Annotated in this window: 29 protein-coding genes; 16 read left to right on the top strand and 13 right to left on the bottom strand. The window is 49.8% G+C overall.

Annotated elements, in window-relative coordinates; genetic code table 11:
* The first annotated feature begins 35 nt into the window (after positions 1-35).
* The 3 genes from H9X81_RS03990 (at position 36) to H9X81_RS03980 (ending at position 3,552) form a co-directional block, all read left to right on the top strand.
* A complete protein-coding gene (locus H9X81_RS03990; protein ID WP_204720026.1) occupies positions 36-218 on the top strand; it encodes a YlcI/YnfO family protein in 183 nt (60 codons plus the stop codon).
* 788 nt (positions 219-1,006) lie between these two features.
* On the top strand, positions 1,007-2,251 hold the full coding sequence (locus H9X81_RS03985; RefSeq protein WP_204720024.1) for a metal-dependent hydrolase family protein: 1,245 nt from the start codon (positions 1,007-1,009) through the stop codon (positions 2,249-2,251).
* Positions 2,252-2,328: 77 nt separating this feature from the next.
* Positions 2,329-3,552, top strand: a complete 1,224-nt coding sequence (locus tag H9X81_RS03980; protein WP_204720022.1) for a metal-dependent hydrolase family protein — start codon at positions 2,329-2,331, stop codon at positions 3,550-3,552.
* A gap of 658 nt (positions 3,553-4,210) precedes the next feature.
* Here the strand turns inward: H9X81_RS03980 and H9X81_RS03975 are convergent.
* Positions 4,211-4,579, bottom strand: a complete 369-nt coding sequence (locus tag H9X81_RS03975) for a hypothetical protein (RefSeq protein WP_243424002.1) — start codon at positions 4,577-4,579, stop codon at positions 4,211-4,213.
* A 94-nt stretch (positions 4,580-4,673) separates the two neighbouring features.
* Between H9X81_RS03975 and H9X81_RS03970 the strand changes: the two genes are divergently transcribed.
* The gene (locus tag H9X81_RS03970) at positions 4,674-4,853 is read left to right on the top strand and encodes an Arc family DNA-binding protein (RefSeq protein ID WP_191391955.1); all 180 of its coding nucleotides are present in this window, start codon (positions 4,674-4,676) and stop codon (positions 4,851-4,853) included.
* Between the two features lie 721 nt (positions 4,854-5,574).
* On the opposite strand, the gene yaaA is transcribed toward H9X81_RS03970, so the two are convergent.
* Entirely contained in the window at positions 5,575-6,357 is a 783-nt protein-coding gene (gene yaaA / locus H9X81_RS03965) for a peroxide stress protein YaaA (protein WP_204720020.1), read from the bottom strand.
* A 168-nt stretch (positions 6,358-6,525) separates the two neighbouring features.
* On the opposite strand from yaaA, the gene H9X81_RS03960 reads away from it, so the two are divergent.
* On the top strand, positions 6,526-7,656 hold the full coding sequence (locus H9X81_RS03960; protein ID WP_204720018.1) for a DUF362 domain-containing protein: 1,131 nt from the start codon (positions 6,526-6,528) through the stop codon (positions 7,654-7,656).
* 168 nt (positions 7,657-7,824) lie between these two features.
* Here H9X81_RS03960 and H9X81_RS03955 read toward each other — a convergent pair whose 3' ends face one another.
* Positions 7,825-9,759: an FAD-dependent oxidoreductase gene (locus tag H9X81_RS03955; protein WP_204720016.1), complete on the bottom strand. Its 1,935-nt coding sequence runs from the start codon at positions 9,757-9,759 to the stop codon at positions 7,825-7,827.
* Positions 9,760-9,967: 208 nt separating this feature from the next.
* On the opposite strand from H9X81_RS03955, the gene H9X81_RS03950 reads away from it, so the two are divergent.
* On the top strand, positions 9,968-10,657 hold the full coding sequence (locus tag H9X81_RS03950) for a Crp/Fnr family transcriptional regulator (protein ID WP_204720014.1): 690 nt from the start codon (positions 9,968-9,970) through the stop codon (positions 10,655-10,657).
* 64 nt (positions 10,658-10,721) lie between these two features.
* Here the strand turns inward: H9X81_RS03950 and H9X81_RS03945 are convergent, their stop codons facing one another.
* Positions 10,722-12,086, bottom strand: a complete 1,365-nt coding sequence (locus tag H9X81_RS03945; RefSeq protein WP_204720012.1) for a hypothetical protein — start codon at positions 12,084-12,086, stop codon at positions 10,722-10,724.
* Between the two features lie 420 nt (positions 12,087-12,506).
* Between H9X81_RS03945 and H9X81_RS03940 the strand changes: the two genes are divergently transcribed.
* Positions 12,507-13,391 (top strand): hypothetical protein, encoded by an 885-nt coding sequence (locus tag H9X81_RS03940; protein ID WP_204720010.1) that lies wholly within the window; start codon positions 12,507-12,509, stop codon positions 13,389-13,391.
* 89 nt (positions 13,392-13,480) lie between these two features.
* On the opposite strand, the gene H9X81_RS03935 is transcribed toward H9X81_RS03940, so the two are convergent.
* Positions 13,481-13,900 carry a hypothetical protein gene (locus H9X81_RS03935; protein ID WP_204720008.1) on the bottom strand — a complete coding sequence of 140 codons (420 nt, stop codon included), beginning with the start codon at positions 13,898-13,900 and terminating at the stop codon, positions 13,481-13,483.
* Positions 13,901-14,138: 238 nt separating this feature from the next.
* Here H9X81_RS03935 and H9X81_RS03930 point away from each other — a divergent pair, with 238 nt between their 5' ends.
* The 5 genes from H9X81_RS03930 to H9X81_RS03910 all read left to right on the top strand — a co-directional run bounded on the left by H9X81_RS03930 (position 14,139) and on the right by H9X81_RS03910 (position 17,275).
* A complete protein-coding gene (locus H9X81_RS03930) occupies positions 14,139-14,315 on the top strand; it encodes a DUF1778 domain-containing protein (protein ID WP_204720006.1) in 177 nt (58 codons plus the stop codon).
* Positions 14,312-15,217, top strand: a complete 906-nt coding sequence (locus H9X81_RS03925; RefSeq protein ID WP_204720004.1) for a DNA cytosine methyltransferase — start codon at positions 14,312-14,314, stop codon at positions 15,215-15,217. The genes H9X81_RS03930 and H9X81_RS03925 overlap by 4 nt, the downstream gene beginning before the upstream one ends.
* 183 nt (positions 15,218-15,400) lie before the next feature.
* Complete coding sequence (locus tag H9X81_RS03920) at positions 15,401-15,649, top strand: DUF6061 family protein (RefSeq protein ID WP_204720002.1); 249 nt, start codon at positions 15,401-15,403, stop codon at positions 15,647-15,649.
* Between the two features lie 124 nt (positions 15,650-15,773).
* Entirely contained in the window at positions 15,774-15,986 is a 213-nt protein-coding gene (locus H9X81_RS03915; RefSeq protein ID WP_204720000.1) for a helix-turn-helix domain-containing protein, read from the top strand.
* A gap of 14 nt (positions 15,987-16,000) precedes the next feature.
* Positions 16,001-17,275: a DNA-methyltransferase gene (locus H9X81_RS03910; RefSeq protein ID WP_204719998.1), complete on the top strand. Its 1,275-nt coding sequence runs from the start codon at positions 16,001-16,003 to the stop codon at positions 17,273-17,275.
* A gap of 48 nt (positions 17,276-17,323) precedes the next feature.
* Here the strand turns inward: H9X81_RS03910 and H9X81_RS03905 are convergent, their stop codons facing one another.
* From H9X81_RS03905 to H9X81_RS03885, 5 genes are read right to left on the bottom strand one after another with little or no spacing between them, the layout of a single operon-like run.
* Positions 17,324-17,653, bottom strand: a complete 330-nt coding sequence (locus tag H9X81_RS03905) for a hypothetical protein (protein WP_204719997.1) — start codon at positions 17,651-17,653, stop codon at positions 17,324-17,326.
* Positions 17,650-17,991 (bottom strand): MjaI family restriction endonuclease, encoded by a 342-nt coding sequence (locus H9X81_RS03900; RefSeq protein WP_204719995.1) that lies wholly within the window; start codon positions 17,989-17,991, stop codon positions 17,650-17,652. The genes H9X81_RS03905 and H9X81_RS03900 overlap by 4 nt, the downstream gene beginning before the upstream one ends.
* Before the next feature lie 14 nt (positions 17,992-18,005).
* On the bottom strand, positions 18,006-18,596 hold the full coding sequence (locus H9X81_RS03895; RefSeq protein WP_204719993.1) for an MjaI family restriction endonuclease: 591 nt from the start codon (positions 18,594-18,596) through the stop codon (positions 18,006-18,008).
* Positions 18,596-18,895, bottom strand: coding sequence for a hypothetical protein (locus H9X81_RS03890; RefSeq protein WP_204719990.1), 300 nt, complete (start codon positions 18,893-18,895; stop codon positions 18,596-18,598). The genes H9X81_RS03895 and H9X81_RS03890 overlap by 1 nt, the downstream gene beginning before the upstream one ends.
* A 2-nt stretch (positions 18,896-18,897) precedes the next feature.
* Positions 18,898-19,107, bottom strand: a complete 210-nt coding sequence (locus H9X81_RS03885) for a helix-turn-helix domain-containing protein (protein ID WP_204719988.1) — start codon at positions 19,105-19,107, stop codon at positions 18,898-18,900.
* Positions 19,108-19,195: 88 nt separating this feature from the next.
* Here H9X81_RS03885 and H9X81_RS03880 point away from each other — a divergent pair, with 88 nt between their 5' ends.
* Both H9X81_RS03880 and H9X81_RS03875 read left to right on the top strand, forming a co-directional pair.
* Entirely contained in the window at positions 19,196-20,776 is a 1,581-nt protein-coding gene (locus tag H9X81_RS03880; protein ID WP_204719986.1) for an ATP-dependent nuclease, read from the top strand.
* Entirely contained in the window at positions 20,761-21,885 is a 1,125-nt protein-coding gene (locus H9X81_RS03875) for a UvrD-helicase domain-containing protein (RefSeq protein WP_204719984.1), read from the top strand. Before H9X81_RS03880 ends, H9X81_RS03875 begins: the two co-directional genes overlap by 16 nt.
* Positions 21,886-22,205: 320 nt before the next feature.
* Here H9X81_RS03875 and H9X81_RS11950 read toward each other — a convergent pair whose 3' ends face one another.
* A complete protein-coding gene (locus tag H9X81_RS11950; protein WP_275951253.1) occupies positions 22,206-22,337 on the bottom strand; it encodes a hypothetical protein in 132 nt (43 codons plus the stop codon).
* Between the two features lie 84 nt (positions 22,338-22,421).
* Here H9X81_RS11950 and H9X81_RS11705 point away from each other — a divergent pair, with 84 nt between their 5' ends.
* Positions 22,422-22,850: a hypothetical protein gene (locus H9X81_RS11705; protein ID WP_207751020.1), complete on the top strand. Its 429-nt coding sequence runs from the start codon at positions 22,422-22,424 to the stop codon at positions 22,848-22,850.
* Positions 22,847-24,586, top strand: a complete 1,740-nt coding sequence (locus H9X81_RS03865) for a recombinase family protein (RefSeq protein WP_204719982.1) — start codon at positions 22,847-22,849, stop codon at positions 24,584-24,586. The genes H9X81_RS11705 and H9X81_RS03865 overlap by 4 nt, the downstream gene beginning before the upstream one ends.
* 208 nt (positions 24,587-24,794) lie before the next feature.
* Here the strand turns inward: H9X81_RS03865 and H9X81_RS03860 are convergent, their stop codons facing one another.
* A complete protein-coding gene (locus H9X81_RS03860; protein WP_204719980.1) occupies positions 24,795-25,706 on the bottom strand; it encodes a restriction endonuclease in 912 nt (303 codons plus the stop codon).
* A gap of 337 nt (positions 25,707-26,043) precedes the next feature.
* On the bottom strand, positions 26,044-26,463 hold the full coding sequence (locus tag H9X81_RS03855; RefSeq protein WP_204719978.1) for a hypothetical protein: 420 nt from the start codon (positions 26,461-26,463) through the stop codon (positions 26,044-26,046).
* Positions 26,464-26,733: the final 270 nt, after the last annotated feature.

Raw genomic sequence — 26,733 nt, 5'->3', positions numbered from 1 at the left:
CTGGCAGGGAAGAAATACCGCAAGGAGGAATCAGCATGGCGTTTCAGATCCCGTCTGTACCGCCCACTACCAACAAGAATATCCGCTTTCCCAATACACTCATTGCCCAGGTGGAGGAGCTGATCCGGGGGAAAGAATCCACCTTTTCCGCCTTTGTGGTGGCTGCGGTGCGGGCGGCGGTGGAGGAAGTCCAAAATCAGCAGGATTCCGATCGTTGACAGAAACCTGCCCCGGGGTGCATCATGGGCATTAAGAGGGGCGCTGCCGGTGATGGTTGTCCCCGGTTAGTTACAAAAAAGCAGCTGCTATTTTCTGGGAGATGGGCGGCTGCTTTTTTATTTTCGCAGAAGTTCACTTAGTAAATTGACGGAAGTTATTCACAAATAGCCCGGTGAATTTACATAAATTGTATAAAATCCCACAAATCCGAAAATCTGTATTGACAAATGTCCGGAATAGGCGGATAATAAAACCAAACTTCACGGCTTAACTTGATAAAGCGGAAAAACACAACCGTCTTTAGCCGGGAGAACCCATTTTCAGGAGGTGGACAGCATGAGCGTCAGCGACATTAGCGGCATTACTGACATTATCGTCGTCGTCACAGGGCTGGCTCTACGAGTGAGAAGCTGTCCCAAACTGAATAGGTTCTCTGACGAAGGTTGCCGGTAAAGCCATACCGTCTGTCCCCCCCGGTTCGATGGGCGGACAGCTCCGATTATTCTATGAAACTACCGCGGCAGCAGCTTCACGGAGATGTTCCGGAGGTCTCTTTCCCATGGGGAAAGTACCTCACACTCCCGTCAGGCAGCTGTTTTTTATTGCTTTACCCGCATCGCAGCAATCCCCAAAGTCCGGTTTCAGTTCAGAACCGGGGCTCTCGTCAAACCCATATCCGGAAATCAGAGGACCATCTGGCAGAAAAACCTGCCGGCTGGGCCTCTTTTTTTAATCAGAAATTTATGTGCCGATTCATCGGAACCAGGGAAAGGAAGTCTGTATTACTATGGCAAAGAAAGCGATCAAATGCTCGAAAATGTTCGACTCCACCACCGGCACCGTCCGGGAAAATGTAGTCATCTTCACCGACGGCGAACGAATTGAAGCCGTTCTGCCCGCCGCGGAAGCAAAATTTGATGGCTATGAGGTCATTGATCTCACCGGTCAGTTTGTCACTCCCGGCCTGTGCGACTGCCATGTACATCTTTCGATGAACGGCGAAGCCAATCCCGCTGTCACCAAGCCCTATGAAACCATCGCGGACTGGACTCTCAAGAGCCTCAAGACAGCGCATCTCGATCTGATGGCTGGTTTTACCTCCCTGCGTGTAGTAGGCGGCAACGGTTTTGCGGATGAGGCTGTCCGTGACGCCATCAACCGCGGCGAACACTGGGGCCCCCGTCTGATGACTTCGGGTGCGGCGATCTCCACCACCGGCGGTCATGCGGACGACCATTACAGCCCCTATCTCAACGATGAGATGAACACCGCTCCTGCCATCGGCGATGGCCCGGACGAACTGGTCAAGGCTGTGCGCTACAACATCAAGCATGGCGTTGATATGATCAAGTACATGTCCACCGGCGGCGTTATGAGCCTGGGTACTACCGTAGGCGCCCAGCAGATGAGCTTCGAGGAGATGAAGGCCATCTGTGATACCGCCAAGCTCTATGGCATGACCATTGCCACCCATGCCCATGGCACCAGCGGCATCAAGGACGCCATCCGTGCCGGTGTTACCTCGGTAGAACACGGCATGATGATGGACGAGGAAGGCATCGAGCTGATGAAGGAATACGGCACCACCCTGGTACCCACCCTCATCGCCGCCGAACGCATTGTAGTCAAGGGCAAGGAAATCGGTACTCCCGACTGGGCCATTGCCAAGGCCAACACCGTATTCTCCCATGCCACCGGCGTATTCAAGCGCTGCAATGAGGAGAAGATCCCGATTGCCTTCGGTACCGACTCGGGTACTCCCTTCAACTTCCATGGCAAGCAGGCCTATGAATTTGAGCTGATGTGCCGGTACGGCATGACCCCGGCTGAGGCTCTCACCGCTGCCACCAAGACCGGCAGTGAGCTGATGCGCAAGTCGGCAGACATCGGTTCCATCGAAGCCGGAAAGTATGCCGACATCGCAGCCTTTGACGGAGATCCCATGGAGGACATCACCGCCATGACCCGCTGCACCTTTGTTATGAAGGGCGGCGAGGTTTACAAGAAGGACGGTCAGCCCTGCGTCAAGTAAGACCGGTTTTTTGGAAGAGATACAACCAGAGCGGCAAGTTCCCGCTTTTTGAGATAGAAAGGAAAGGGTAATCCACCATGGCTAAAAAAGCAATCAAGTGCTCCAAGATGTTTGACTCCACCACCGGCACTGTCCGGGAAAATGTTGTGATCTATACCGACGGCGAACGCATTGAAGCGGTCCTGCCCGCTGCCGAAGCCAAGTTTGACGGCTGTGAGGTCATCGATCTCACCGGCAAGTTTGTCACTCCCGGCCTCTGCGACTGCCATATGCATCTGGCTTCCAACGGCGAGGGCAGCTCCATGGGTACTGCTCCCTACCAGACCTCGGGTGATGCCACCCTGCGTGCCGTCAACAATGTAAAGAGCGATCTGATGGCTGGTTTTACTGCCATCCGTGCCTGCGGCGACCATGGCTTCCTGGATGTGGCCATCCGCAATGCGGTTGACCGCGGCGAGATCCCCGGCCCCCGTATGATGGTCAGCGGCTGTGCCATTTCGTCCACCGGCGGTCATGCGGACAGCCATTACAACCCCTACATCGAAGCCGATGCCTTCATGAGCGGCTATGCTGCCGACGGCCCGGCTGAGATGATGAAGGCTGTGCGTTACAACATCAAGCACGGCGCGGATTTCATCAAGTACATGTCCACCGGCGGCGTTATGAGCCTGGGTACTACCGTAGGCGCCCAGCAGATGAGCTTCGAGGAGATGAAGGCCATCTGCGATACTGCCAAGATGTACGGCATGACCATTGCCACCCATGCCCATGGCACCAGCGGCATCAAGGATGCCATCCGTGCCGGTGTTACTTCGGTGGAGCACGGCATGCTTATGGACGAAGAGGGCATCGAGCTGATGAAGGAGCATGGCACCACCCTGGTTCCCACCCTGATCGCTGCCGAGCGCATCATCACCAAGGGCAAGGAGATCGGTTCTCCCGACTGGATGATTGCCAAGGCCAAGCAGGTTTATGACCGTGCCTGCCATAACTTCCGCCGCTGCCTGGAGGAGAATATCCCGATCGCCTTTGGTACTGACTCGGGTACTCCCTTCAACTTCCACGGCAAGCAGACCTATGAGTTCCAGCTCATGTGTGAAAACGGCATGACCCCGGCTCAGGCGATCACCGCTGCCACCAAGACCGCCAGCCAGCTCATGCGCAAGTGGGACGACATCGGTTCCATCGAGGCCGGCAAGTTTGCTGATGTGGTTGCCTTTGACGGCGATCCCATGGAGGACATCACTGCCATGACCCGCTGCTGCTTCGTTATGAAGGGCGGCGAAGTCTACAAGGCCTAACCAGGCTGAGCCTGGACGCAGTTCCGCGCGCACAGTGGGAAATGATGCCCGGGATTTGTGCCCGCGGGGCGGTTCTGATAGAAAGCGAAAAGCGGCAGGAAATCCTGCCGCTTTTTTGCGTACTGATGTGCGATTCTGTGAAGGCTTTCCGATATGACTTCCCAAGTCCGTGCCGCAGGCGGCAGGCCGGAGGGCATCTGCCGCCTTCCTCTGCGGGGGTGAACAGGAGGCTTTCAGAGCGGCAGCGGCGGAAGCCTCCGCCACATAGGGGGCAAAGCCCCCTGTGGAAAAATGCGGCTGCACAGGCTATGCCATCCACAAACCCCTGGCGCCGCATTTTAGAGGGGGTGGATACTATGGAGTACATAGCTTTGATTCTTATCATTGTGTTATACACCATTGTAGAAATAAAAAAGTAACCGCCCATCCTGCAAGACAACGGTTACTTTTTCCGTAAACAGCAGGGGATAACCGTCACCGGCAACGCCCTTCTTTATACCCATTATACACTCCGGAATGGATTTATGTCAATGGGCAGGGCATTTCCATAAACCAAAAGCGGCAGGACTTCCTGCCGCTTTTTTGCGCAGAGAGGCGCCGCTTCGAAGAGGATTTTTCAAATCCGTGCCGCAGGCACACCGAAACTCTTCACTATTCTCTATTCACTCTTCACTTGCCCCAGCTTCGCAGGGGAAAACAACCGATGCGGTTTGGAGAGGGAGCGGCAGAGGTTCAGCACATGACGGGTGCCATGGGAAGAACCGTCCCAGAAAAGGAGTACCAGGTCGGCATAATCTACAATCTGACGGTTGCGGCGCAAGGGCGCACTGCGTCCGTAACGGGAATAGTCCGGGCGGAACTCGGTAAGCAAAAGTCCGTGCGCCAGTGCATATTCCCGGGCAGAGGTATCCACTCCGACGGCTCCGCCGGAAACGATCTCGGTGGTATCCGCAGGCAGATAACGCCCCAGATCTTCCACATGCAGTCCTCTTGACCCTACAACTGCCACTTTCATTACAAACCTCATAAACATATTTTGAACGCATTATGTATCTATTTTCCCTATTATAGCACATAATAGATATAAAATGAATGCAAAATAACTGCATTTGAGGTTTATTATGGCTACAAAGAGCTTTTCCATACGAATTGATGAAACAATGCTGGATAAACTCCATGTTCTGGCGGATTATGAAGGACGCAGCGCCAACAGTCAGGTGCTGATTTTGATTCGTGATGCGATTCAGGCCTATGAAAAGGAACACGGGGAAATTGTACTGGGCGGCAATTCCGGAGAATAACAATAAAAAGCGGCGGTTTTGTACCGCCGCTTTTACTTTATGGAGATGTTCCAGCGATTGACATAAATCTGCTCAGGGGTGTATAATAAATATAAAGAAGGGCGTTGCCGGTGACGGTTATCCCCTTAGGTTTTTATGAAAAAGTAACCGTGATCTGGGGAGATTGGGCGGTTACTTTTTTATTGCAATAATGGTATACAGAACGATAATCAGGATTAAGGTTATGTATTCCACAGCATCACCCCCTCCCAAGAAAGAAGGGGCAAAAAGCATCACCCCTTCAGGAATCAAAGGGGGAAAACCGCCAACCGTATGGCAACGCCTGTCTGTATTCTACCAGATCATTCCAGTGGGCGCAACAGCAGAACAAAAAAGCGGCAGGATTTCCTGCCGCTTTTTTGCGCAGAGAGGCGCCGCTTCGAAGAGGATATTTCAAATCCGTGCCGCAGGCACACCGAAACTATTCTCTATTCACTTTTCACTATTCATTTTTTTTCACCCGAAGCTGTGCGAGGGTGAAAAACCAAGGCATACCCCCTCAGTTCCGGGGATCGCCAGGGAATCGCCGCCCCAGGCTGAGCCTGGACGCAGATCGCGCGCATAACCAGGGGAAATGCACGGGTCATATGCACGCGGCTGGGTCAGAAAATTATGCGGGGCATAAAAACCAAGGCATCCCCCTCAGTTTCGGGGATTGCCAAGGAACTGCTCCCCGCAGGGGCTACCATTCAAAGGCGGGGCGTGTGCCGGGGCGGGAGGGCTTTTCCAGGTAGACCAGCCGGTCCGGCTCCGAGAGATCAGGCGCATATTCCCAGTGTATGCCGTCAAAGGCCCGGAGGGTGTCCGGGTCCGCCTGTCCCGCCTCTGCCAGGAACCGTGCCATCCGTCCCCGGGCCATCTTGCAGAGGGTAGCTTTTTCCGCCAGGGTGCCGTCCGGCTTCCGGCTGAGGAAAACACACCGGATCACACGCACCGAAGCGGGCAGAGGATCGAGGATCGCCCGGCTGTACTCCCGGGAGGCAAGGTCCAGTACCGTGTCGGTTTCCTCTGCCAGTGCCCGGGCCAGACGATCTCCCCAGAAGGCATAGAGATCCCGGCTGTCCTCCACCCGGAGCCGGGCCTGCATCTCCAGCCGGTAGGGCACAATCCCATCCAGGGGCCGGAGCAGCCCATAAAAGCCTGAGCCGATGCGCAGATGTTCGCTGAGCCAGGCAAGGGGAGCGTCCTCCAGTGCCGATGGCCCCAGATACTGATACTGGATGCCATGGTAACAGAACAGCGCCGGAGTCAGGTTCCGGGTGAGATCCATGGTGCGCACCCGCTGGATATTCTCGGCGGTGAGGGCATCATTGGTCTTCCAGAGGGACTGCAGTTCCCGGTCAGATTTCTGCCGGAGGGTTTCCAATAGAAGCCGGGCCTCCGGTAAAAACCGGGGCTGGGAAACCGGCGCCAGGGTATCCGGGTCGGGAATCATCTGTTTGGCGGGGGAGATGAGAATCCGCATGGGGGTCTGCTCCTTTCAGAATGGGCGGTCGGGAGGGGTTTTTCCGGCTCTATTGTACCATGGGAAAACCCCGTTTGTCGAATGGGAAGAATTTGAGATTTGGCAAAATTTATGCTATACTATTTCCTGTACTCAATACTGTTCTGTTCCTGTAAAAGGAGGATCACAATGGAAAAATCCAAGGTTTATTATACCGACTTCCGGGCCAAGCTCGGAGAAGGTCTCCCGCTCAAGCTCCAGCGTCTGATCCGCACTGCCGGTATCGATCAGATCGATATGGAAGGCAAGTTTGTCGCCATCAAGATGCACTTCGGTGAGCTGGGCAATCTGGGCTTCCTGCGTCCCAACTATGCCCGTGCGGTGGCAGATGTAGTCAAGTCCCTGGGCGGCAAGCCCTTCCTTACCGACTGCAATACCCTCTATCCCGGCAGCCGGAAAAACGCGCTGGAACATCTCTACTGTGCCTGGGAAAATGGTTTTACTCCCATGACGGTGGGCTGTCCGATTCTCATCGGCGACGGCCTCAAGGGTACCGATGATGTGGAAGTTCCGGTGGAAGGCGGCGAATATGTCAAGGCTGCCAAGATCGGCCGTGCTGTGATGGACGCTGACATCTTCATCAGCCTGAGCCACTTCAAGGGCCATGAGATGACCGGTTTCGGCGGCGCCATCAAGAATATCGGTATGGGCTGCGGAAGCCGTGCCGGTAAGAAGGAACAGCATTCCAACGGCAAGCCGGTAATCAATGCCGATGCCTGCCGCGGCTGCAAGCGCTGCCTGCATGAGTGCGCCAACAATGGTCTGCACTTTGATGAGGCCACCCGCAAGATGCAGGTTGTCACCGAGAACTGTGTGGGCTGCGGACGCTGTGTCGGCGCCTGCAACTTCGATGCCATTGCCTTTGCCAATGACGCTGCCACCAAGGAACTCAACTGCCGTATGGCAGAGTATACCAAGGCAGTCATCGACGGACGCCCGGGCTTCCATATCTCGCTGGTGATGGACATCTCCCCGAACTGCGACTGTCATCCGGAGAATGACGCACCCATCCTGCCGGATATCGGTATGTTCTGCTCCTTTGACCCGCTGGCTCTGGATCAGGCCTGTGTGGATGCCTGCCTGCGTCAGCAGCCGCTGCCGGGCAGCCAGCTCTATGACAACATGCACAAGGAGGGCTTCTGCGATCATCACGATCACTTTGAGAACTCCACTCCCGAATCGGAGTACAAGACCTGTCTGGCCCATGCGGAGAAGATCGGCATCGGCAGCCGGGAATATGAGCTCATTGAGATGAAGTAAATCCCTGCCCCATAAAGAAAAAAGAGCGGAGCCAGTCGGCTTCGCTCTTTTTTGATGCCCGGAGGAAATGAAAAAACGGAGCCGGCTGGCTCCGTTTTTTTGTATGTCCGGCAGAAGAGGGAAGAAGCACCGCTTCCACCGGGAAAGAGAAAGAGAGGATATGACAACTCAGATCTTCCAGGCTACACGATAGGCAGTGTGGAAGGCATCAAAGATCTTGCCCGGGTGAACAGCATCGCCCACCAGATAGGCTTCCTTGCCCTGGGCGCACAGTTCTCCATAGAGGCTGTCCTGTGCCTTCAGACCGATGGCAATGATGACACTGTCCGCCGGAATGGTATGGGTACCGGTGTGGTCGGATACAGTAATCTCGCCGTCGCCGATGGATACCAGACGGGTGCCGGTGCAGACTTCCATATCCGCCTTGGCAATGCGTTCGGAGTAGGCCAGCTGGTCGGTGGCAGCTACACCGTTCATGATCTTCGGGAGCATCTCCACCAGGGTGGTGTGCATACCCTGTTCCGCCAGGTGCAGGGCAGTTTCGGTACCGACCAGACCGCCGCCGATGACAGCGATTCTGCCTTCCGGCTTGCGGGCGCCGTTCAGCACTTCCAGGGCGTCCATGACACCGGGCTTGTCGATGCCGGGAACACCGGGCAGGATCGGACGGCTGCCGGTGGCACAGATCACAGCGTCATAGCCAGCCAGATCAGCGGCAGTGGCCTTCTTGTGTTCCACCGGAATGCCCAGCTTTTCAATCTGGGTGATGAGGTACTTGCACAGAGGACGGATATCCGACTTGAATTCGGGCACCGATGCCTCATGCAGCAGGCCGCCCAGTTCCTTTTCCTCAAAGAGGGTGACTTCATGTCCGCGCAGCTTGCAGACCCGGGCGGCTTCCATACCCGCAGGGCCGCCGCCGACTACGGCGATCTTTCTGGGCTTGGCAGCGGGCTTCAGATCCAGTTCGCCTTCCCGGCTGATGGTGGGATTCACAGCGCAGGTGATGGCCTTGAAGTTGAAGAAGGTGCGTTCCAGACAGCCCTCATTGCAGCGGATGCAGGGACGGATATCCTCAGGACGGTCCTCCATAGCCTTGAGAGGCCATTCGGGGTCAGCCCACAGCGGACGGCCCAGACCCACAAAGTCACCCTTGCCCGAGGCGATGATCTCTTCGGCATATTCCGGCAGAGTGATGGAGCCCGATGCGATAACCGGTACATGGACCACCTTCTTGATGGCTTCGGCTGCCCAGACATTGTGGCAGACATCAATAGCCATGGGGGATACCTGATGGATCATGGTGTGATGGTCGCCGCCGGAGATATGGAAGGCGTCAATGCCCTCCTTTTCCAGTACCTTGGCAAGTTCGATGGTATCTTCAATGGGGAAGCCATCCGGCTCATAGTCGGTGCCGCTCAGACGGATGGTCACCGGGAAGTCGGGGCCGACCTTCTTGCGGACATCACGGACGATTTCCACATAGATGCGCATGCGGTTCTCCAGGCTGCCGCCATAGAGATCGGTGCGGTGGTTGGTGGTGGGAGAGAAGAAGTTGGTGAGCAGATAGCCATGGGCACCATGGATCTCCACCAGTTCAAAACCGGCCTGCTTGGCCCGGAGAGCGGCATCGCCAAAGGCATGGACAATGTCCTGGATCTCCTCAATGGTGAGGACATGGGGCACAGCCTGGACACCGTACTGATCCCACAGCTTGGGCCACGGAATTGCCGACGGAGCACAGATGGGCTGGGTACCCAGGAACTTCTGGCGTCCGCAGTGTTCGATCTGGATAGCGGGCACCGCACCCTGTTCCCGGATATTTTCTGCCAGCCAGGCCAGACCGGGGATATGTTCGTTATTGGAAATACCCAGATGGCAGTGCGCCGACTTGGCACCGATGTCATCCACATAGGCGTATTCTACAATGATCATGCCGGCGCCGCCTGCGGCCTGCTGCCGGTAATACCGTACCAGACGTTCGCTGACAGTACCGTCCATATTGCTCATGCCGGACGACTGCGGTGCCTTCATGATACGGTTCTTGAGGGTCAGACTGCCGATTTTTCCCGGTGTGAACAGATGGGGAAAGAGCTTGGACATAAAGGGATTCCTCCTTACTGACTGAGTTTCCTTTGGATTTTCCGGGCCTTTGCTTCACCGCCCCGGCCGGCTGCGGTGGACTGCGTTTTTTATCCTGGGCCCGTCACTGTCTTCAGTATATCTGTTAAATTTTAGTCAATCTGTATCTTGTGATACCCACGGGAAAGTTTTATAATGAAAATCAGAAAAGTGCCAAAGGAGGACCGTCATGGACAGATCAGCGGAAAATTCCATCCAGTTTATTCTGCGGGATTCCCTGCTGCAGTACCGGGAACTGTTCCTTGCCCGGCTGCCGGTACGGGAATATCCCACCGGACACATCTTCAATATGGTGGGACTGCCGGTGGGGACCCTGTACTTCCTGGTGGAGGGATCGGTGGAGATCTACACAGCCAATCGGTATGGGTATGTGCGGCTTATCGGCATCCATGAGGTGAACACCCTGTTCAATCTGGACAGTCTGAGCGGCATGGGCAGTCAGGAGGCGGTGATCACAGCCCGGGCTGCCGCTCCGGTGCGGGCCATTCCGGTGACTATGGAGGAGATTGCCCGGCTGGCGGAGGAAGCTCCGGGTCTGTGGCAGGATCTGCTGGTCTATGTGGGGAATGTGCTGCGGCTGATGTGCTACGATGCCCGGGAACAGACCATCCGGGACGTGACCACCCGGCTGATTCACTTTCTGCTGCTCTATACCCAGGGCAAGGAAGTGCCGGAGGTGGACTGTTCCCAGCAGCAGATTGCCAGTGCCATCAATGCCTCCCGGGTACAGGTGACCCGGGTGTGTGCCCGTCTGCAGGCCCAGGGGCTGATCCGCATCCGCCGGGGTCATATCCGGATTCTGGACCCGGAGACCCTGGAACAGCTCAGCGAACGCCGGGAAGCCGGTGAGCGGGAATAGCAGAAAAAAACAGCCCTCCGGCAGAAGCCGGAGGGCCTTTTTGCGCAGGGGGTGGATTTTTGGCTCAGTACTCCCAGCGGCTCACCCGCAGCCGGGGATCATCTGTGGATGGGTCCTGTTCGGCCCAGTACCGCCCGCCCGGGCTCAGCCATGAGACATACAGACCCCCGTCAAAGCGGGTGAGGGGCGTGGTGGTATCTGTCGCGGTATCATAGACCCAGCTGGTGCGTTCCCCGTCCTTGTACTGCGAGTAGTAGTACCGCAGGGAACCGTCCCGCACCAGGGTAAAGAGGCTGTTTATCTGGATGCACTCCCCCAGATCCCGGGAGGAGAGAGTGCCGGTGACAGGGTCATAGCTGTAAAGGACACTGCTGTCCAGCGACCAGGCCCAGCTGATGAAGGCGATCTGATCCGCTTCTGTAATGTACAGGGAGAAATCGCCGCTCCAGACCAGGGTGGGCTGGGTACTGCCGGTGGGGAGATACCAGACCCGGCTGTCCGATTCCGGGTCGGCGGGGTCGATGTCGTCCACCAGCACCAGGCCGTCCTTCGCCGCGAACAGGTGCCAGAACCGCTGCCCGTCCAGCAGTTCCCGGGCGCCATCGGCATCCGCTGCCCAGAGGGTATACCCGGAGATGGGATCGGTCCCCCGCTGGGTGAGATAGTAATAGGTACCGTCCACAACACCGCCCATCTGGCTTCCGCAGTAGGTGCTGAATCTGCCGAACTGGGCGGCGATTTCATTCATATCGTCCAGGACCTGCCCGGAATCGGCTGCAAAGTCATAGAAGATAATGAAGGAATGACAATCGAAAATGGCGGTATGTCCGTCCAGCCAGTAGATGGGCATTGCGCCGCCGAGCCCATAGACCTCGGCAACCTCCTCTCCTTCAGGACAGGGCAGCAGACAGATCTTCTGATCGTTTTCGTCATAGCCATAGACCTGGCTGCGGGGGTATTGCCGGACCAGATTCCCCTGCCGGTCAAAGAGAGTGAGGTTGGCAAGGCAGACCGTTCCGCTGTCGGTATAATAGACGGCGCCATAGGATTCATTCATTTTGCCGGGATTGCTGAGAGTCAGAATATAGTCGTCGCTCCGGTCCAGGGAGTATTCGCTGCCCGGGAGAGCCTCCTCCGGCAGGGTGATGGTCTCCAGCACCTGATTCTCCCGGCTCAGGGTGGTGAGGGTATTGCGGTTCTGGAAGGTGAAGGTGCCGTCAGCGTTCCAGCCCGACCAGCCCTGGATCGGCGAGCCGTCAAAGTCGGTGTACCCGGCTTCGGCGGGATAGAAGGCTTCGGAACGCACAGCGGTTCCGGCACTGCTCTCCGGCAGTCCGGCGGAATCCTCCGGCTCCTGGGCGGAACAGCCCGCGGCAGTCACAGCCAGCAGGACAGCCAGCAGAAATGCGGAAATCCGATGTTTCATCATAGCAGCTCCTTTCTCCTGGGGACGCAGATGCGCTTTCTGCCTGTTTCAGGCGCACAGAATCCCCCGTGGCAACGCTCCGGATGCCTTCATTATAGGATTCCCGCCCAACCCCTGTCAAGAAAGCTGGCGGGAGAGGGAGGGTGCGGAGGGATTCTCCCGGGGCAGGAGACAGCGCCCTCCCTGGAGTGCGCAGACAAAAACAGCCTGCTGGGGACATTTTCGGCGGGGTGTCTGTGCCATTTCCGCCGTGGCCTTTGTCATAGCGCTGATCGTTCGCCGGAAAGTACAGGCTGTGATTCACAGCTGACTTTTTCCATAAATCCTCTCTTCTGCGGACCGTCCTCCGGAACTTCCCGGGGGCGGTCTTTTTTATGGGGAGGGTTTCTGCTATACTGGAGCCAGAGAATGGGGGCGGGGACGATGATGCGGAATATGCGGCTGGGTCTGGCGATTCTGGCGGCGGTGCTGATCTGCGCCGGGTGCGTGGGAGAGCCGGCGGGGGACTTTTCCTCCACCGCCGGACAGCTGGACAGCGCTCTGCAGGAGTTGGGCGGACAGGATCTCCTGAATGGCCCGGTCTTTGCGGACGGGTACAGCTGCTGCAGACTGGGGGATACAGTTCTGTACTGGGCCAATCACTGGTACGGCCCCCATCAGATCGGGTCGGTGATCCTGGCGGAGAACCAGGAAACCGGGGAGTTTTCACTGGTGGATCTGGGCTGCTGGCAGCGGCTCAGCATTCGGGAGATCCAGGAAACTGCCGACCCGGCAGTGGTGCGGATTTTCTTTACCGACGGAATTGTCTTTGACGGAAGTGAGTACTATACCCGCACCTTTGCGGACAGCGTGGACTACTCCCTGACTGCGGGGGAAGTCACCGCCGAAAACAGCCTCTGTGTCCCGGGGCGGTACGGCATGGTGGGGGATTCGGTGGAGTACCGGCACCGCTTCGGGGACTGTGAGGTGACCGATGGGAGGATTGCCCTCCGCTTTGCGGTGACCGGGACCACCGGTTGGGAGGGATACCCCAGAAGTACCGAAGTGGTGCTGCCGGAGGCTTTCCAGCCCGGGGAGCCGGGGGAGATCCTGCTGCCGAAGGTGAAGCCGGGACTGCCGGCGGAGTTCCTTGCGGCCTGTGCCGGGGCGGAGGGGATTGCCTCTGTGACCGAAGAACCCCTTCACAGCGAGGGCGGTACCCGGCTGACCATCTCGCCGGAGCCCGGGTACACGGTGGTGTGCGGTTTTGACTCGCCGGACAGTGTGGATTGGGGCGAAACTCTGTGGGTGTGGAGCGAAAAAAGATAAAGTGAGAAAAAGACCGCTGACCAGCGGCTTTTTATTTTGTAGGAATATGGCGGCAGACAAGGAGGCAGAGGTGTTCTCAGAAAGGGAGGTCAGTCCTTTCGGGACGCGGTCCGGCGGCTGACGAACAGGGCCACTGGGGCAAACCAGCAAAGACTGCCGAGAGTGATGCAGAAGATCAGGGAAAGGAACGGCGGCAGGACAGAAAAGAGAGCGTTCAGGAAAGGCAGTCGGGCGAACAGCCAGACTGAGGCCATCATCACGCCGAGGACGCCCGGGCAGATATAAAAGGCGGTCATGCGCACCGGGTCAAGGCCATTCCGGGCGGCGATGCGGCAGTAGAGCGGATAAGCCCCATAGGCCCAGAGAAGGGTGAGGACGGCAGCGGGGATTTCATAGCGATGGGATGGCAGGATGCCTTCGACCAGATACCAGCCGCCGAACAGGCTGCCGGTCCAGGGAAACAGATAGAGGATTGCGGATGTAAGGAGTTCCTGATTCTTGAAACGCATAGCTGACCCTCCGTCATGATTCTGGATTTGATTGGTGAGGTGTTTGGCTTCTCTACTTAAATTTTAGCAGGAGCGCATGCGGAATTCAATGGGTTCTGCCTGGGGCTGCTCTCTCCAAAAGAATAAAAAGGAAGCTTTATTTTGTAAGCTGAAATTGTTGTGTATTAATTTTTATTGCGTGGCCGAAAGTATTGACAATGTAGTACAGAAGCAGTAATATACCCTGGGAGGTGATCCTATGAAGAAGACAATTTCTATGAGTATTCGGGTAAGCGAGGAAGAGCTCGATAAACTTAAAAGAGCTGCCGCTCTTCAAGAGTACTCCTCATACAGTGAATTTGTACGTCGAACAGCCCTTATGGAGGCGTCCCGTATCATCAGAGAAAACAGTCAGGGAAAGGGGACTGCAACATGAAGGTTGCCTCATTTTTTAGTGGAATTGGTGGTATTGACCTTGCTCTTGAGAGAGCTGGTATGGAGGTGGTTTTCCAGTGCGAAATATTGCCTTTTGGTCAAAGGATACTTCGGAAGCATTGGCCTGCTGTGCCGATGATCAGTGATATTACCACCGTGAAAGAAACGGATATTCCGGAAGCAGATCTGTTTGCAGGAGGCTTCCCCTGCCAGGATCTGTCTCTTGCAAATCAAGGCAAACGGAGAGGATTGGAGGGAGAACGCAGTGGACTCTTCTACAAATATGCAGAACTCATCGAAAAAAAGCGCCCTCGTTGGGTTTTTATCGAAAATGTTCCCGGACTTCTCAACAGTGCTAAAGGTGAAGACTTTAAGGTCGTCCTCACCACGCTGGATGAACTCGGGTATGGTGTTTCATGGAGAGTACTGGACTCAAAATTCTTTGGAACACCGCAGCGTCGTAGAAGAACGTACATTATCGGAAGTCGTGGAACCCTCGGCTCCGCTGAGGTACTTTTTGAACGAGGCACAAATCCAGTCTCTTCTGGATCGAGCCGCGGAACGAGGAACTTCATTGCCCCCTGCATTGGAGAAGGCTTACCGGGCGCAAATCTCTTTTCTATCCAACATGCGGGAATTGGCAGAAGGGCAAGTGCAGGACCACAAGGAAAAGGTTACAGAAACGATGGAGAAACTTATACTCTCGACTCCAGAGGAAGCTCGGATGCTGTATGTAAGACGGATGCTCCCTTCGGAATACGAGACACTGCAGGGTTTCCCAAAAGGTTGGACGGACATCGATTCAGAGCCATAGGGAATGCAGTTTGTGTTCCTGTTGTAGAATGGATCGGAGAGCGGATCATTGCTGCAGATTCTAAATATTATCCTGAACTGTATCGTTGAACAGAATAAAAAGAAGGGAGTTTTCCCGTGTGCCGATAAGACAGTAATTCCGTAAAAATTATAATTTTACGGCATCTGTCTTACAGGATTGGAAAACAGCTACGAAAAGAACGATGTCGAGTCGAAAGACTTAACATCGTTCTTTTTCTATCACCAACCACTTGAAATCACGGAGGATTTACCATGAAACGTCTATTATCATGCGAGTTTAACTTTGACACGGTCTGCGTGGAGCTGAAGTTCTCAGACGGCACTATAATTGCCATTGATACCATTGCGGTTGAAAATGAGGTTGCGGACAATATGTATCAGCGGTCAGAGCTTGATTATCTTATTTACAATAACCCGATTGTTTATGCCAATCTGATACTCAACGATAACCCAGAGACATACTTGAAAGCTGTTACGCAATATAAACCACTCGACAATTAGAGATTCTTTTACCCGCAGAATTTGCCCTGTGGGTAAAATTTTTCAATTATTTAATCCGTTCCGATTGACATTATCAATCAAATGGTGTATAATATCAATCAGAATATCTAAGAAGGGGTGTATTATGACTACTTCAGAACAGATTCGTGTTTTGTGCGTAAGAACTGGTGTGAGTTTATCCGAACTTGCACGTAGGATTAACCAAACACCACAAAACTTCAATGCAAAACTCAAACGAAATACAATAACCCAGGACGAACTTAACCAGATTGCAAAGGCTTTGAATGTTACATACGAACAATACTTTGTTTTAGGCAATGGTGAACTCGTTAAATAAGAAAGGACTTTGCTATGACTGAACATAAAATCATATTTGGTGATAGTCGTTCACTTAACCAAATTAAAGATAAATCTGTGCAGCTAATCATAACCTCGCCCCCTTACTGGCAGTTAAAAGATTATGGCACAGAAGATCAGATTGGTTTCAATGACAGCTACGAAGAATACATAAACAATTTGAATTTAGTATGGAAAGAGTGCAACCGTGTTCTTTCTGATGGGTGTAGATTGTGTATCAATATTGGAGATCAATTTGCTCGTTCCGTATATTATGGTAGATACAAGGTTATACCGATCAGAACAGAGATAATTCGTTTCTGTGAATCTCTCGGTATGGACTACATGGGAGCGATCATTTGGCAGAAAACAACTACGATGAATACCTCTGGTGGCGGTGCTATTATGGGAAGTTTCCCTTATCCTCGTAATGGTATCCTTAAGATGGATTATGAGTTCATTCTGCTTTTCAAGAAATTGGGTAATGCTCCTAAACCCACTCAACAGCAAAAAGAACAATCTGCAATGACGAAAGAAGAATGGGGACAGTATTTTTCTTCGCATTGGAATTTCAATGGTGTCAAGCAGATGGGGCATATCGCTATGTTTCCGGAAGAACTTCCAAAACGACTGATTAAGATGTTTTCATTCGCGGGAGAAACCGTATTTGATCCGTTTGCAGGTAGCGGTACAACATCGCTTGCTGCAAAGAACCTCGGAAGGAATTCTATCGGTTATGAAATCAACAAAGATTTTGAACCCATCATTCGTGAGAAATTAGGTGCAGATCAGCTCAGATTAGGGGATGATGCAAAAGTAATTTTTGCAGAAGACGAAATTGGGAACATTTCTTCTTTTGACCAGCTTCCTTATATTTTCAGTGATCCGCATCGAATGGACAAAAAGGTTGATGTAAAGAAACTTCAATTCGGTTCAAAGATTGATCAGTCCGAAGCAAAACGTGATGAGCTTTTTGGCGTAAAGCAAGTAATTGCGTCTGATAAAATTGAACTTAGCAATGGACTTGTTGTTCGTCTGTTGGGTATCAAACCCAATCCGTTATATCAAGGACAAGCCATCAGTTTCTTGCAAGAGAAATTCCATAAGCGAAAGATTTTCTTAAAGTATGATACTGTAAAATACGATGCAGAAAACAATCTAATGTGCTATGTGTATCTTGATAATAAAACTTTTGTAAACAACCACTTGGTCAGAACCGGATATGTAGATGTCGACACATCGTTTGAATATACCTGTCAGAAGAAATTCATAGACTCACTTCCTAAGTAACTTCAAGTAAAAAGGAAGGAGTTTGGTTCATAACTCCTTCCTTGAAATTTATTTTGGTCTCATTTGCAGTAGTAAATCTCGCTCTGCCAATATTTTCTTTTCGATATCTTTGGATACTTCTCCGTTTACTGGCATAACAATAAAAACTTTGCCTCCAAAATCACGTAAAAAAGCTTTGTGTCCAGCTTCTTCCGAAGATCGTGCTTTACCCATGTATATCGACAGATTAGCAGATTTATATGTAGACGGTTTAACTTGTAATCCTATTTTATATCCGTTTATATCAGCCCAAAGGTCAACCCAATAAGGAGATCCTTCTACTTCGCTTGGGGCATCGTAAAACGGAATTCCTCCAATAGTCAGTGCGGGTTTTATCATCTACCATGCTCCTTGAGGTATCCCTCGTATTGTCTATCAATCACTAAATTGTGTATGAAATCTATACAATCATCTTGAGTAATAGACTCTATTAATGCAGGGAAAAATCTGTTTTCTCCCGGAAGAACATTATGAACTTTATCGTATAGTCTAAGTCCTATATTTACTATTTGCTCTCTTGTTCTAACATTGGAATAGTAGTAATCTTCCCATTCTTGTAGACTATTAGGGGAACACAAGCGGATAGAATCCGATGTAGAGCCGACGTTTACCTTCTTGTTCAACCCCCAACGATTGGTCGTGTAATTAAGAATAAATTCTTTGTTTGCTATCGGCATACGCTGCCCTCCCTTTATTCTTCAATTTCGATGGTCAACCCTGTTTTGGTTTTGGTGTAATAGATCATCTTTACAGCGATAGTCTCGGACAAACGTCCCATGGTTTTGTATGTATCGGGCTTTACAGAATATGGAACGTTGCCGACATAGCCGTCAATACCAACAGATTCTTCTTCAGGAGTAGCCAGACGATAAGTTGTCCCTTTGCGTTCTGCAAGAGAAGCCAAAATTGCTTTTTGAACATACATACCATTGAATGTCTTGGCAATGACGAGATCTTCAACCCAATGTCTAACCATTTCACGATCAATAAGCGGAATTGCATCACGAAGATTCTGCACCTGTGCATAAATCTTTTCGGTTGCCTTTTCAAATGCATCGGGGTATCTTTCCACATACCAATCGTGCCAGTTCTCAATGGTAATTTCTTCGCCGGAAGCCATAAATTCCGGAAACAGTTCGGACATCTGACCGACAACAACAGGACGGGTACCCTGTGCATTTTGGTTTGCCCAGTTGATTAACTGAGAAGTGTATTTTGGAAAGCTAAAAGTATCGCTTTCGTTATAGCTTTCAATGTTTTCGTTTTTCAGTGTATATTTCATTATTTTGTCCCCTTATAGTTTTTGGTGATAATTCGCTTTCGCTCTTCGATACCAGCACTTCGAGAATCAAGATTAGCCATATACTCATCATATTCTCGTTGATCTGAAATGAGGTAATAGCCTCTGTTGTTAGCAGCCAAAGGTAATCCGTATTTTTCCGCACATTCAAGTATTAACGCCCTGGTTTGAGCGTGGGTATCATCTTCAACGATACCAAGGATTCTTGCGATTTCTGCTGATGTAATAGGATTTTTCTTTCCGTTATGCAAAAGAAGAATGTCTTTAATCCGTTCAAGCATTGTTATTCCTCCATGAACAATTTATAAGTATCAATTTCAAGAGCATCTGCAATCCGCTGAATGTTTTCGAGCGAAATACTCCTGCGGAAACATTCGATTGCGCTAATGTATGTTCTGTGAAGTCCACATTTTTCAGCGAAGGCTTCTTGCGAAATCCCCATTGCCTGCCGATAACGCTTCACATTAGTTCCGAAAACTTTTACAATATCCATCTTTACAACCCTCCACCATATATGATACAATAATGAATACAATAAATCTACATACAATAAGTAATATTGCGTTAAAGGCGGTGATTGAATGAATTATATTAAATCTCTGCATATCGAGGGTTTTAAGAAGTTTCAAACCCTGGATGTGGAATTTAATGAACACATGAATATTCTTGTTGGTGAGAACGAAGCAGGAAAAAGTACTATATTGGACGCTATCAAAACGGTATTAAACCAACAATATCGTCTTGCTGATAAATCTGTGTTGAGAGATTTATTCAACGCCCAAATGGTTGAGGCATTTGAAGCCAATCTAAGCGTTAAAACCCTACCTCGAATCTTAATAGAAGTAGAACTTGTACTTGACCCCAAAACTAAAAACGCCGATTACTTCTATGGAGAAGTATATGGTACATTAAAAAAGCAAGATGAAAAATTCGGCATCCGATTTGAGTGTAAGTACGATGAACTATTGGGAGCAGGTATGGAGCAATCCATATTGGAGAAGAAAATCCCGTATGAGTATTACGCACTTACATGGATGACATTTGCCAACAATCCATATCAGACAATTCGGAGACCGCTTCAGTTCCTCGCCATAGATACAACGAGCAATGCCACAACTCCGTCCTTTAATTCTTACAATAGAACATTATTTACAAGTAGATATGATGAGGCTACAAGAGCAAAAGCAAAAAATGATTTTCGCACGAAGTTAGTTGAAGCATTCGATGCTGCAGAACTTCCGGAATTGGGCGATAATCGTAAGTTCGGCGTTGATACGAAAAAAGTTGTATTGGAAACCATACTTTCCGTTTACGAGGGAGCGATCGCTCTCGAAAATCGTGGTAGCGGAATGGAAAGTCTAATCAAGACAGAGATCGCCTTGGAAAAAGCTAACGGATTAGATGTTATTTTGATGGAAGAACCGGAAAATCATCTAAGCTTTACTACGCTTCGAAAAATGCTCCATGAGATTTCTATAAAACAAAAAGATTCACAGATCATTGTTGCCACACACAACAATATGATTGCCAGCCGCCTAAATCTTAACAATGTTCTTTGGATAACAGAAAGTGTAGTAAAATCTCTTTCTGGAGTAGATAAAGATGTGGCAGAATTCTTTGTCAAAGCTGATGACAATGCTTTTCTTCAGTTGTTACTTTCAAATAAGGTCTTTCTTGTTGAGGGTGCTACCGAATTTTTGCTGTTGCCGCATTTTTACAAACAGATTACTGGTAAAACAATCGAAGAAGATGGTATATCGGTGATCTCTTGCAATGGTATTTCTTATAAGAATTATCTTGAGATTGCTCAAAAAACAAGCAAGAAAATCTGCGTAATTACGGATAATGATGGTAAGCAGAACAGGATAGACGAGGCAACGACGTTTAATAAAACAACTACATTGCAACACATCTTTTTGGGCACAACAACGGACGATTGGACGTGGGAAGCGTGTCTGTATAATCTGAACAAAACGGTACTTGATGGGATGATAGAAGTTCAGGCAGGAGCGGATTATTTATTCCATAAAAAAGACTATGGACAAGTTCTTGGCAAAATGCTAAACAACAAAGTAGAGGTAGCATATAAGATGCTTCTCTCCAAGATAGCATTTGAAGTGCCCCAATACATAAAGGATGCAATTGAATGGCTAAGAAAGTAATTCTTGCCGTTGCGGGTGCGGGAAAAACCTATCATATCTGCCATGAGATAGATCCAACCAAGAAAAACTTGATTCTTGCATATACCCACGAGAACATTCACAACATTCAAAAAGAATTATGTAATGCACATGGGTGCGTACCGGAGTTGACGACGGTAATGACTTTTGATGCATTCGTGTACCACAATTTAATTCTTCCTTATGAACCGAGTATCGCTAATCATTTTTCTGCACCTCGTTTTACGAGTAGAGGTATTTGTTTAACCGATCCCCCGCCGCAGAGAATAAAAAATGAAAATGGTGAAATGGTCTATAATCCTCTATATAGAAAAAAGGATAAGCTTACTCATTATGTGACGAAGAAACGTCAATACTATTGCGCCACCTTGTCAGAACTTGCGCTTCAAGTAAAAGAAGGTCGCGATTCTCTTATCAAGCGAGCTGCAGCACGATTGAATATGTTTTACGATTATGTTCTGATTGATGAATTTCAAGATTTCAGAGAATTTGATTATGAACTAATTATAAAGCTTGCAAAATATTTAGACGATATATTGCTTGTTGGCGATTATTATCAGCACTCCGTTTCTGCCCGAAACAACTCGGGGAAACCATTCAAAACTCCCAAAGGCGATGTCTCGTACGCCGATTTCGTAGAATGTGTGAAGAACGCTGGGTTTGAAGTGGATACAACTACTTTGTCAAAATCCAGGCGATGTTCTGCAGATGTATGCAATTACATAAGCAGTAAGCTGGAGATCGGTATCACGTCAACCAACGACCACGAAGGACAAGTAATATGGGCGGATAATATTGCTAACGATGTGTTGAGCAACGAACAGATTACCAAACTGGTTTATAGTGAGGCAACAAAGTATTCGTTCCCAGCATTAAATTGGTCATATTCCAAAGGAGATACCGTGGATTGCGCTTGCGTAATTCTAACAAAAGATTTCGAGAAACTTGCTGAAGATAAATTCTCGATCAAGAAAATATCCATTTCCACACTGAATAAATTGTACGTTGCCATGACACGTAGCCGTGGTGATTTGTATCTAATAAAATCATCAACATTTAAGAAATTACAAGATGCGTATATTAAAGAATAGCTGTAATTAGCCATCGGGGCATACATAAAACTTCTGCAAAAAAACAAAATCAGCACCAACGGTGCGTAGCTAATTTCTCTGAAATTGTTAAAGGGGTTGGGATGTTTCCCAACAAGTACGCACGAGTGGGTACCTCGGTGCATTGCTTGCCAGGTATGTTTCAACATAACGGCAAAAATGCAAAGTGGGTACCGCCGTGCCCTGCTTGCTACAGATGATGGCATCTTAGCGAGCAAATCGAAATTTTCAAATTTTTCGCAAAAATCGGCAAAGCTGACTTTTGCAAAAATCGAAAAGTGTACGTACACCTGCTGTGCTTGCTATTCGACCTTTTCCCATAATAGCAAGTGCCATTTCCTTAAATGGAAATCGGCGGCAACCGCCGTCTTGTCTGCCCAAAGGCGAAACGGACGGATGCTGTCAATGGCGGCGAAGCCGTTCATCTTGACCATTGACAACGCCCGTCTGTTTTGCTATCTCAGCGATATTTGATTGAAGCGAATCGAAACGAACGAATGAAAAGGAGGCTTGACGAAATGAGTCCGAAAATCAAAATGAGCGATATTCACGATGACCGTGATGACGATATTATCGAACTGTCCGATGAGGAACTGAAAGATATTTTAGCCGATGACGATTTTGACGATAGCGAAGAATACGGCGAAATCTATTCTTTCGTTTTCTCCAATCCCGACCCGTATGCCAAGGTCGAGCCTCGCCCCGATGATGCCCCCAAGCGTGAATTTACTTTCGATGAAAAGGGCAACATCGTTGTAAAGAATCCGTCTGCCTTTTGGCTTCCGCAAATTGAAATTGTGGACGAGATAGGCGGTACGGAATATACAGTAACAGGCAGTTATGACGGAGAGGAAACTCTCAGCAGTAAGCTCAAACGCATTATGGAGCAGAACGCCGCTAATGCTGCCGATGATGAAATTGATATCACGGAGGATGGCGAAGAATGAACGACACCTCTTTTGATATAACTAAAGAATCCAATCCTGTTCAGACAGTTGCCCCTACCAACAAGGAGGATAACGAAATGTTAAGGGCAACAGAAAAAATCACAGCACTTTATTGCAGACTGTCCGTGGAGGACACCAAAGACGAAAAGAAAAACGGCAAGGAGGATCCGTCGAACTCCATTCAGCAACAACAGGTCATGCTCATGCAGTATGCCAAAGCCAACCGCTTGCCTAATCCGACCTACTTTATTGACGATGGGTACAGTGGTGTTACCTACGACCGCCCCGGCTTTCAGAAAATGCTCTCTGAAATCGAAGCCGGTAATGTGGGTACGGTCATTACCAAAGACCTTTCAAGACTTGGTCGAAACTCCGCATTGACGGGACTTTACATCAACTACACTTTCCCTCAGTACGGCGTTCGGTATATTGCCGTCAACGACCACTTTGACACCATCGACCCCAACAGCACTGACAACGATATTGCCGGTATCAAGAATTGGTTTAACGAGTTTTTTGCAAAAGATACCAGCCGCAAAATCCGTGCGGTCAACAAGGCGAAGGGTGAGCGAGGCGAGCGTCTGACTACCAACATTCCTTATGGCTACAAGGCAAGTCCTGACAATCAAAAGAAATGGGCGGTTGATGAAGAAGCTGCAAAAATCGTAAAACGGATTTTTACGCTCTGCATGGAGGGCAAGGGACCGAGCCAAATCGCCGCACTGCTTGAAAAGGAAAAGGTACTTAACCCCACTGCCTACAAACAGCATGAAGGCAGAAAGACACCTCATCAGACACCAGAGAACGAATACCGCTGGCACGAAAGTACCGTTGCTTACATTCTCGAATATATGGAGTATACAGGCTGTACGGTCAATTTCAAAACCTACACCAACTCCATTTGGGACAAGAAGCAAAGGGACAACCCGATGGAGAATCGTAAGATTTTCTACAATACCCATCCGGCGATTATTTCTTTGGAAGTCTTTGATAAGGTGCAGGAAATCCGACAGCAGAGGCACCGCAGAACGGCAACGGGCAAGAGTAATATGTTCTCAGGTTTGGTGTTCTGTAATGATTGCAAGCAGAAGCTCTATTACTCAACCACCAACTACTTTGAGAAGCGGCAGGACTTCTTTATCTGTTCCACTCATCGCACCAACAAGGACAAGTGTAGCGGACATTATATCCGATCCGTTGTGCTTGAACAACAGGTCTGGAAGCACATTCAAGAGGTCATATCGGTGGTAACTCGCTACGAAGCTTATTTCCGCTCAGAGATGGAAGAAAAGCTCCGTGTGCAGAGTGAGGAAACACTTCGGATACATAAGAAGCGGTTGGCACAGGCTGAGAAGCGCATTGGTGAACTTGACCGACTTTTCATTCGCACCTATGAGGACAATGTATCGGGCAAGATTGACGATGAACGTTTTGCCATGATGAACAAGAGCTACACCCAAGAACAAAAAGACCTCAAGGCTGAGGTCATAAGTCTGCAACAGGTTATTGAAGAACAGGAACGACAGGCAGAGAATTTGGAACAGTTTATCCAAAGGGTAAAGAGAAACAGCGAACTTACGGAGCTTACCCCTTACGCTCTCAGAGAGCTTGTCAAGGCGGTTTACGTTGAAGCACCCGATAAGTCCAGCGGCAAGAGGAAACAAAAGATACATATCTCCTATGACCTCATCGGCTTTATACCCGTGGATGTACTGACAAAAGCAGAACAGGCATGACCGAAATCATGCCTGTTCCAAGAAAAATTGTGAATTACTGTTTTACCAGCAGGGGGCTTTAACTCCCTTCTTTTTTATTTTGCAGATATATTGATTTCGCTTCATACAGACTGGAACACAGGCCGGTGAATATAGGGCTTATTTGGCTGTTGTGTTAGAGGGTGGCAATAAGATAATAATCGCACTTTGGCAGCTGCTCTAATTTTCTTTAGAGAATCATCACTTCCTGGTTCTCCAAATTGACAAATTGTCCGCGGAAGGCAGAGAGTGATGGTTCACCTTGATTAATCAGCGCTTGAACAAAGGTTTGGTAGTTTGTAAAAAGCATTCGGCTTTCATCCACTTTAATTGGAATTGGGCCAGGGTGTATAGGAGCTGATGTATCTTCGCAAATCCCAAGAATAGCCAAAGTCCAGTTATAATTATGAAGATCTGGAAGGCGGGCGCTTGAGAGCTTGTCTTTCAGGTAATCGAACAGGATCGAGCCAACACAAAACGCTATACCATATCCCTTCCAGGTTTTCATGGCTATATTCCCTTTAACAATAAACTGCTCCTGCTGCCTTCTCCAGGCATTCGTTTCCAAAGTGGAAGCTTCGGTCATGAGTCTCAGCAAAGCATTGGTGCGTTCTGGATTATCGGCCCACTGCTTGATCAGAGCAGTTATTTTTCCTGTATTGGTGGTTTCACCACCGCCTTGCATTTCCAGAATCAGACGATCAGGGCCGGAATATGGGGTTGTTCCGGAAGATAGAGAAATAACATAGTCAGCGTTATATTTTGTCCCTTCAACAACATTCAGCCGTTCTTCACGCTTCACACAGATTTGTTCTCTGGTTACGGACGGATGAAAAATGTGCTTACCAACATCGTGAAGAATAGCACACTGATGTTCGCATAGAGGGATATCTTTTTTTGTTGCGCATAGTCTTTCAGAGCAAACAATCCATAGCGTTCCGTCCGCTTTCCGTACGGAACAAACAGGAGGGTTTCCGCTTTTTAACTTTTTGCAGGTATTCCCACAGGTAAAAGGACAAGGCAGCTGTCCTTTTACAGGGTGAATGACAGGCGTATCAATATCGGTTCTCTGCCCATAGTATTCTGCTACGCTAACGCCCATAATTTCCCCTCCAATTGACCATTTTCTCCAGTATATCATACTATGCGGAATTTGTATATATTCGTAAAAAGGAGGAGACTTGATCGTGATTTGCTTTGATAGGATCAAACGCAAATCTTTGAGTTATCCGGTCTGGTATGCCAAACTTTTGCAAACAAAAAGAGCCTGGAGCGCTTCCGGCTGTCCGGGCAGGCCGGGGCTACCGGATTCTCAAAGCCGCCCTGTTGGAGTGGCTGGCGGGTGAAAAAGCGTCCTGAGATTTTACAGCTCCTCGGCCCGGAAAGCGGTGTATCCCTCGTGTTCATAGCTGTAGTCGATGCCCTTGAGGAAACCCTTTTCACCGCTGTGCAAATATCCGGCGGAAGACAGAGCAGATGGGAACAGCCGCAAGGCCCCAAAAAGCGGAACCAAGAAGAATGCAGACGCCCCATACTGGTATATAGGAGAAAAAATCTGTATTCCCCAGCAGGAAACCCAGTACGGCAGCACCTATAATCAGTGAAATGACATGGGCCGGTACAAGACCGAAAAAGAATCCGATATAAAAGGGCTTCCGTTCAGGGCAGCCATAAGCAGAAAGGGCGCATGTAATCAAAAATCCAATAATGGCACTGGCGATGATAATGATCATTCCTATGGAGAAAGGCTCATAAGGAGAGAATGCCATCATGCCTCCATAGATGGATAGAAATGTAAGTGCGCAGACCAGAAAGAGCAAAGAGGAAATGGTTTCCTTATTTATGGTTACTTTCATCATGATACCTCCTCCTGAAACTAATTTTATCAAAGTAAGTTACCGAACTCTATTGATATGATTTCCAAAATTACCCTGATTCCTTTAGGATAATGAATATTCCAGTAATGATGGCCTTCTCTTTTCGACAGGACTTACTTTCTCTGCTGCCATAGCTGCAGCCTGGATGTGGACGGTCGGCTTCTCGCAGTCGTTCTGGTGGAGTGGCTGAACACAGGGGGAGTGCAGATAAGGGGGAGGGGGAGCGAAACGTGAAAAGCGAAAAGAAAAAAT

The sequence above is a fragment of the Hydrogenoanaerobacterium saccharovorans genome, from assembly GCF_016901815.1.
Classification (GTDB): domain Bacteria; phylum Bacillota; class Clostridia; order Oscillospirales; family Ruminococcaceae; genus Avimicrobium; species Avimicrobium caecorum.
The sequence above is the reverse complement of the archived record's forward strand: the minus strand, read 5'-3'. Positions and strand labels throughout refer to the sequence as shown.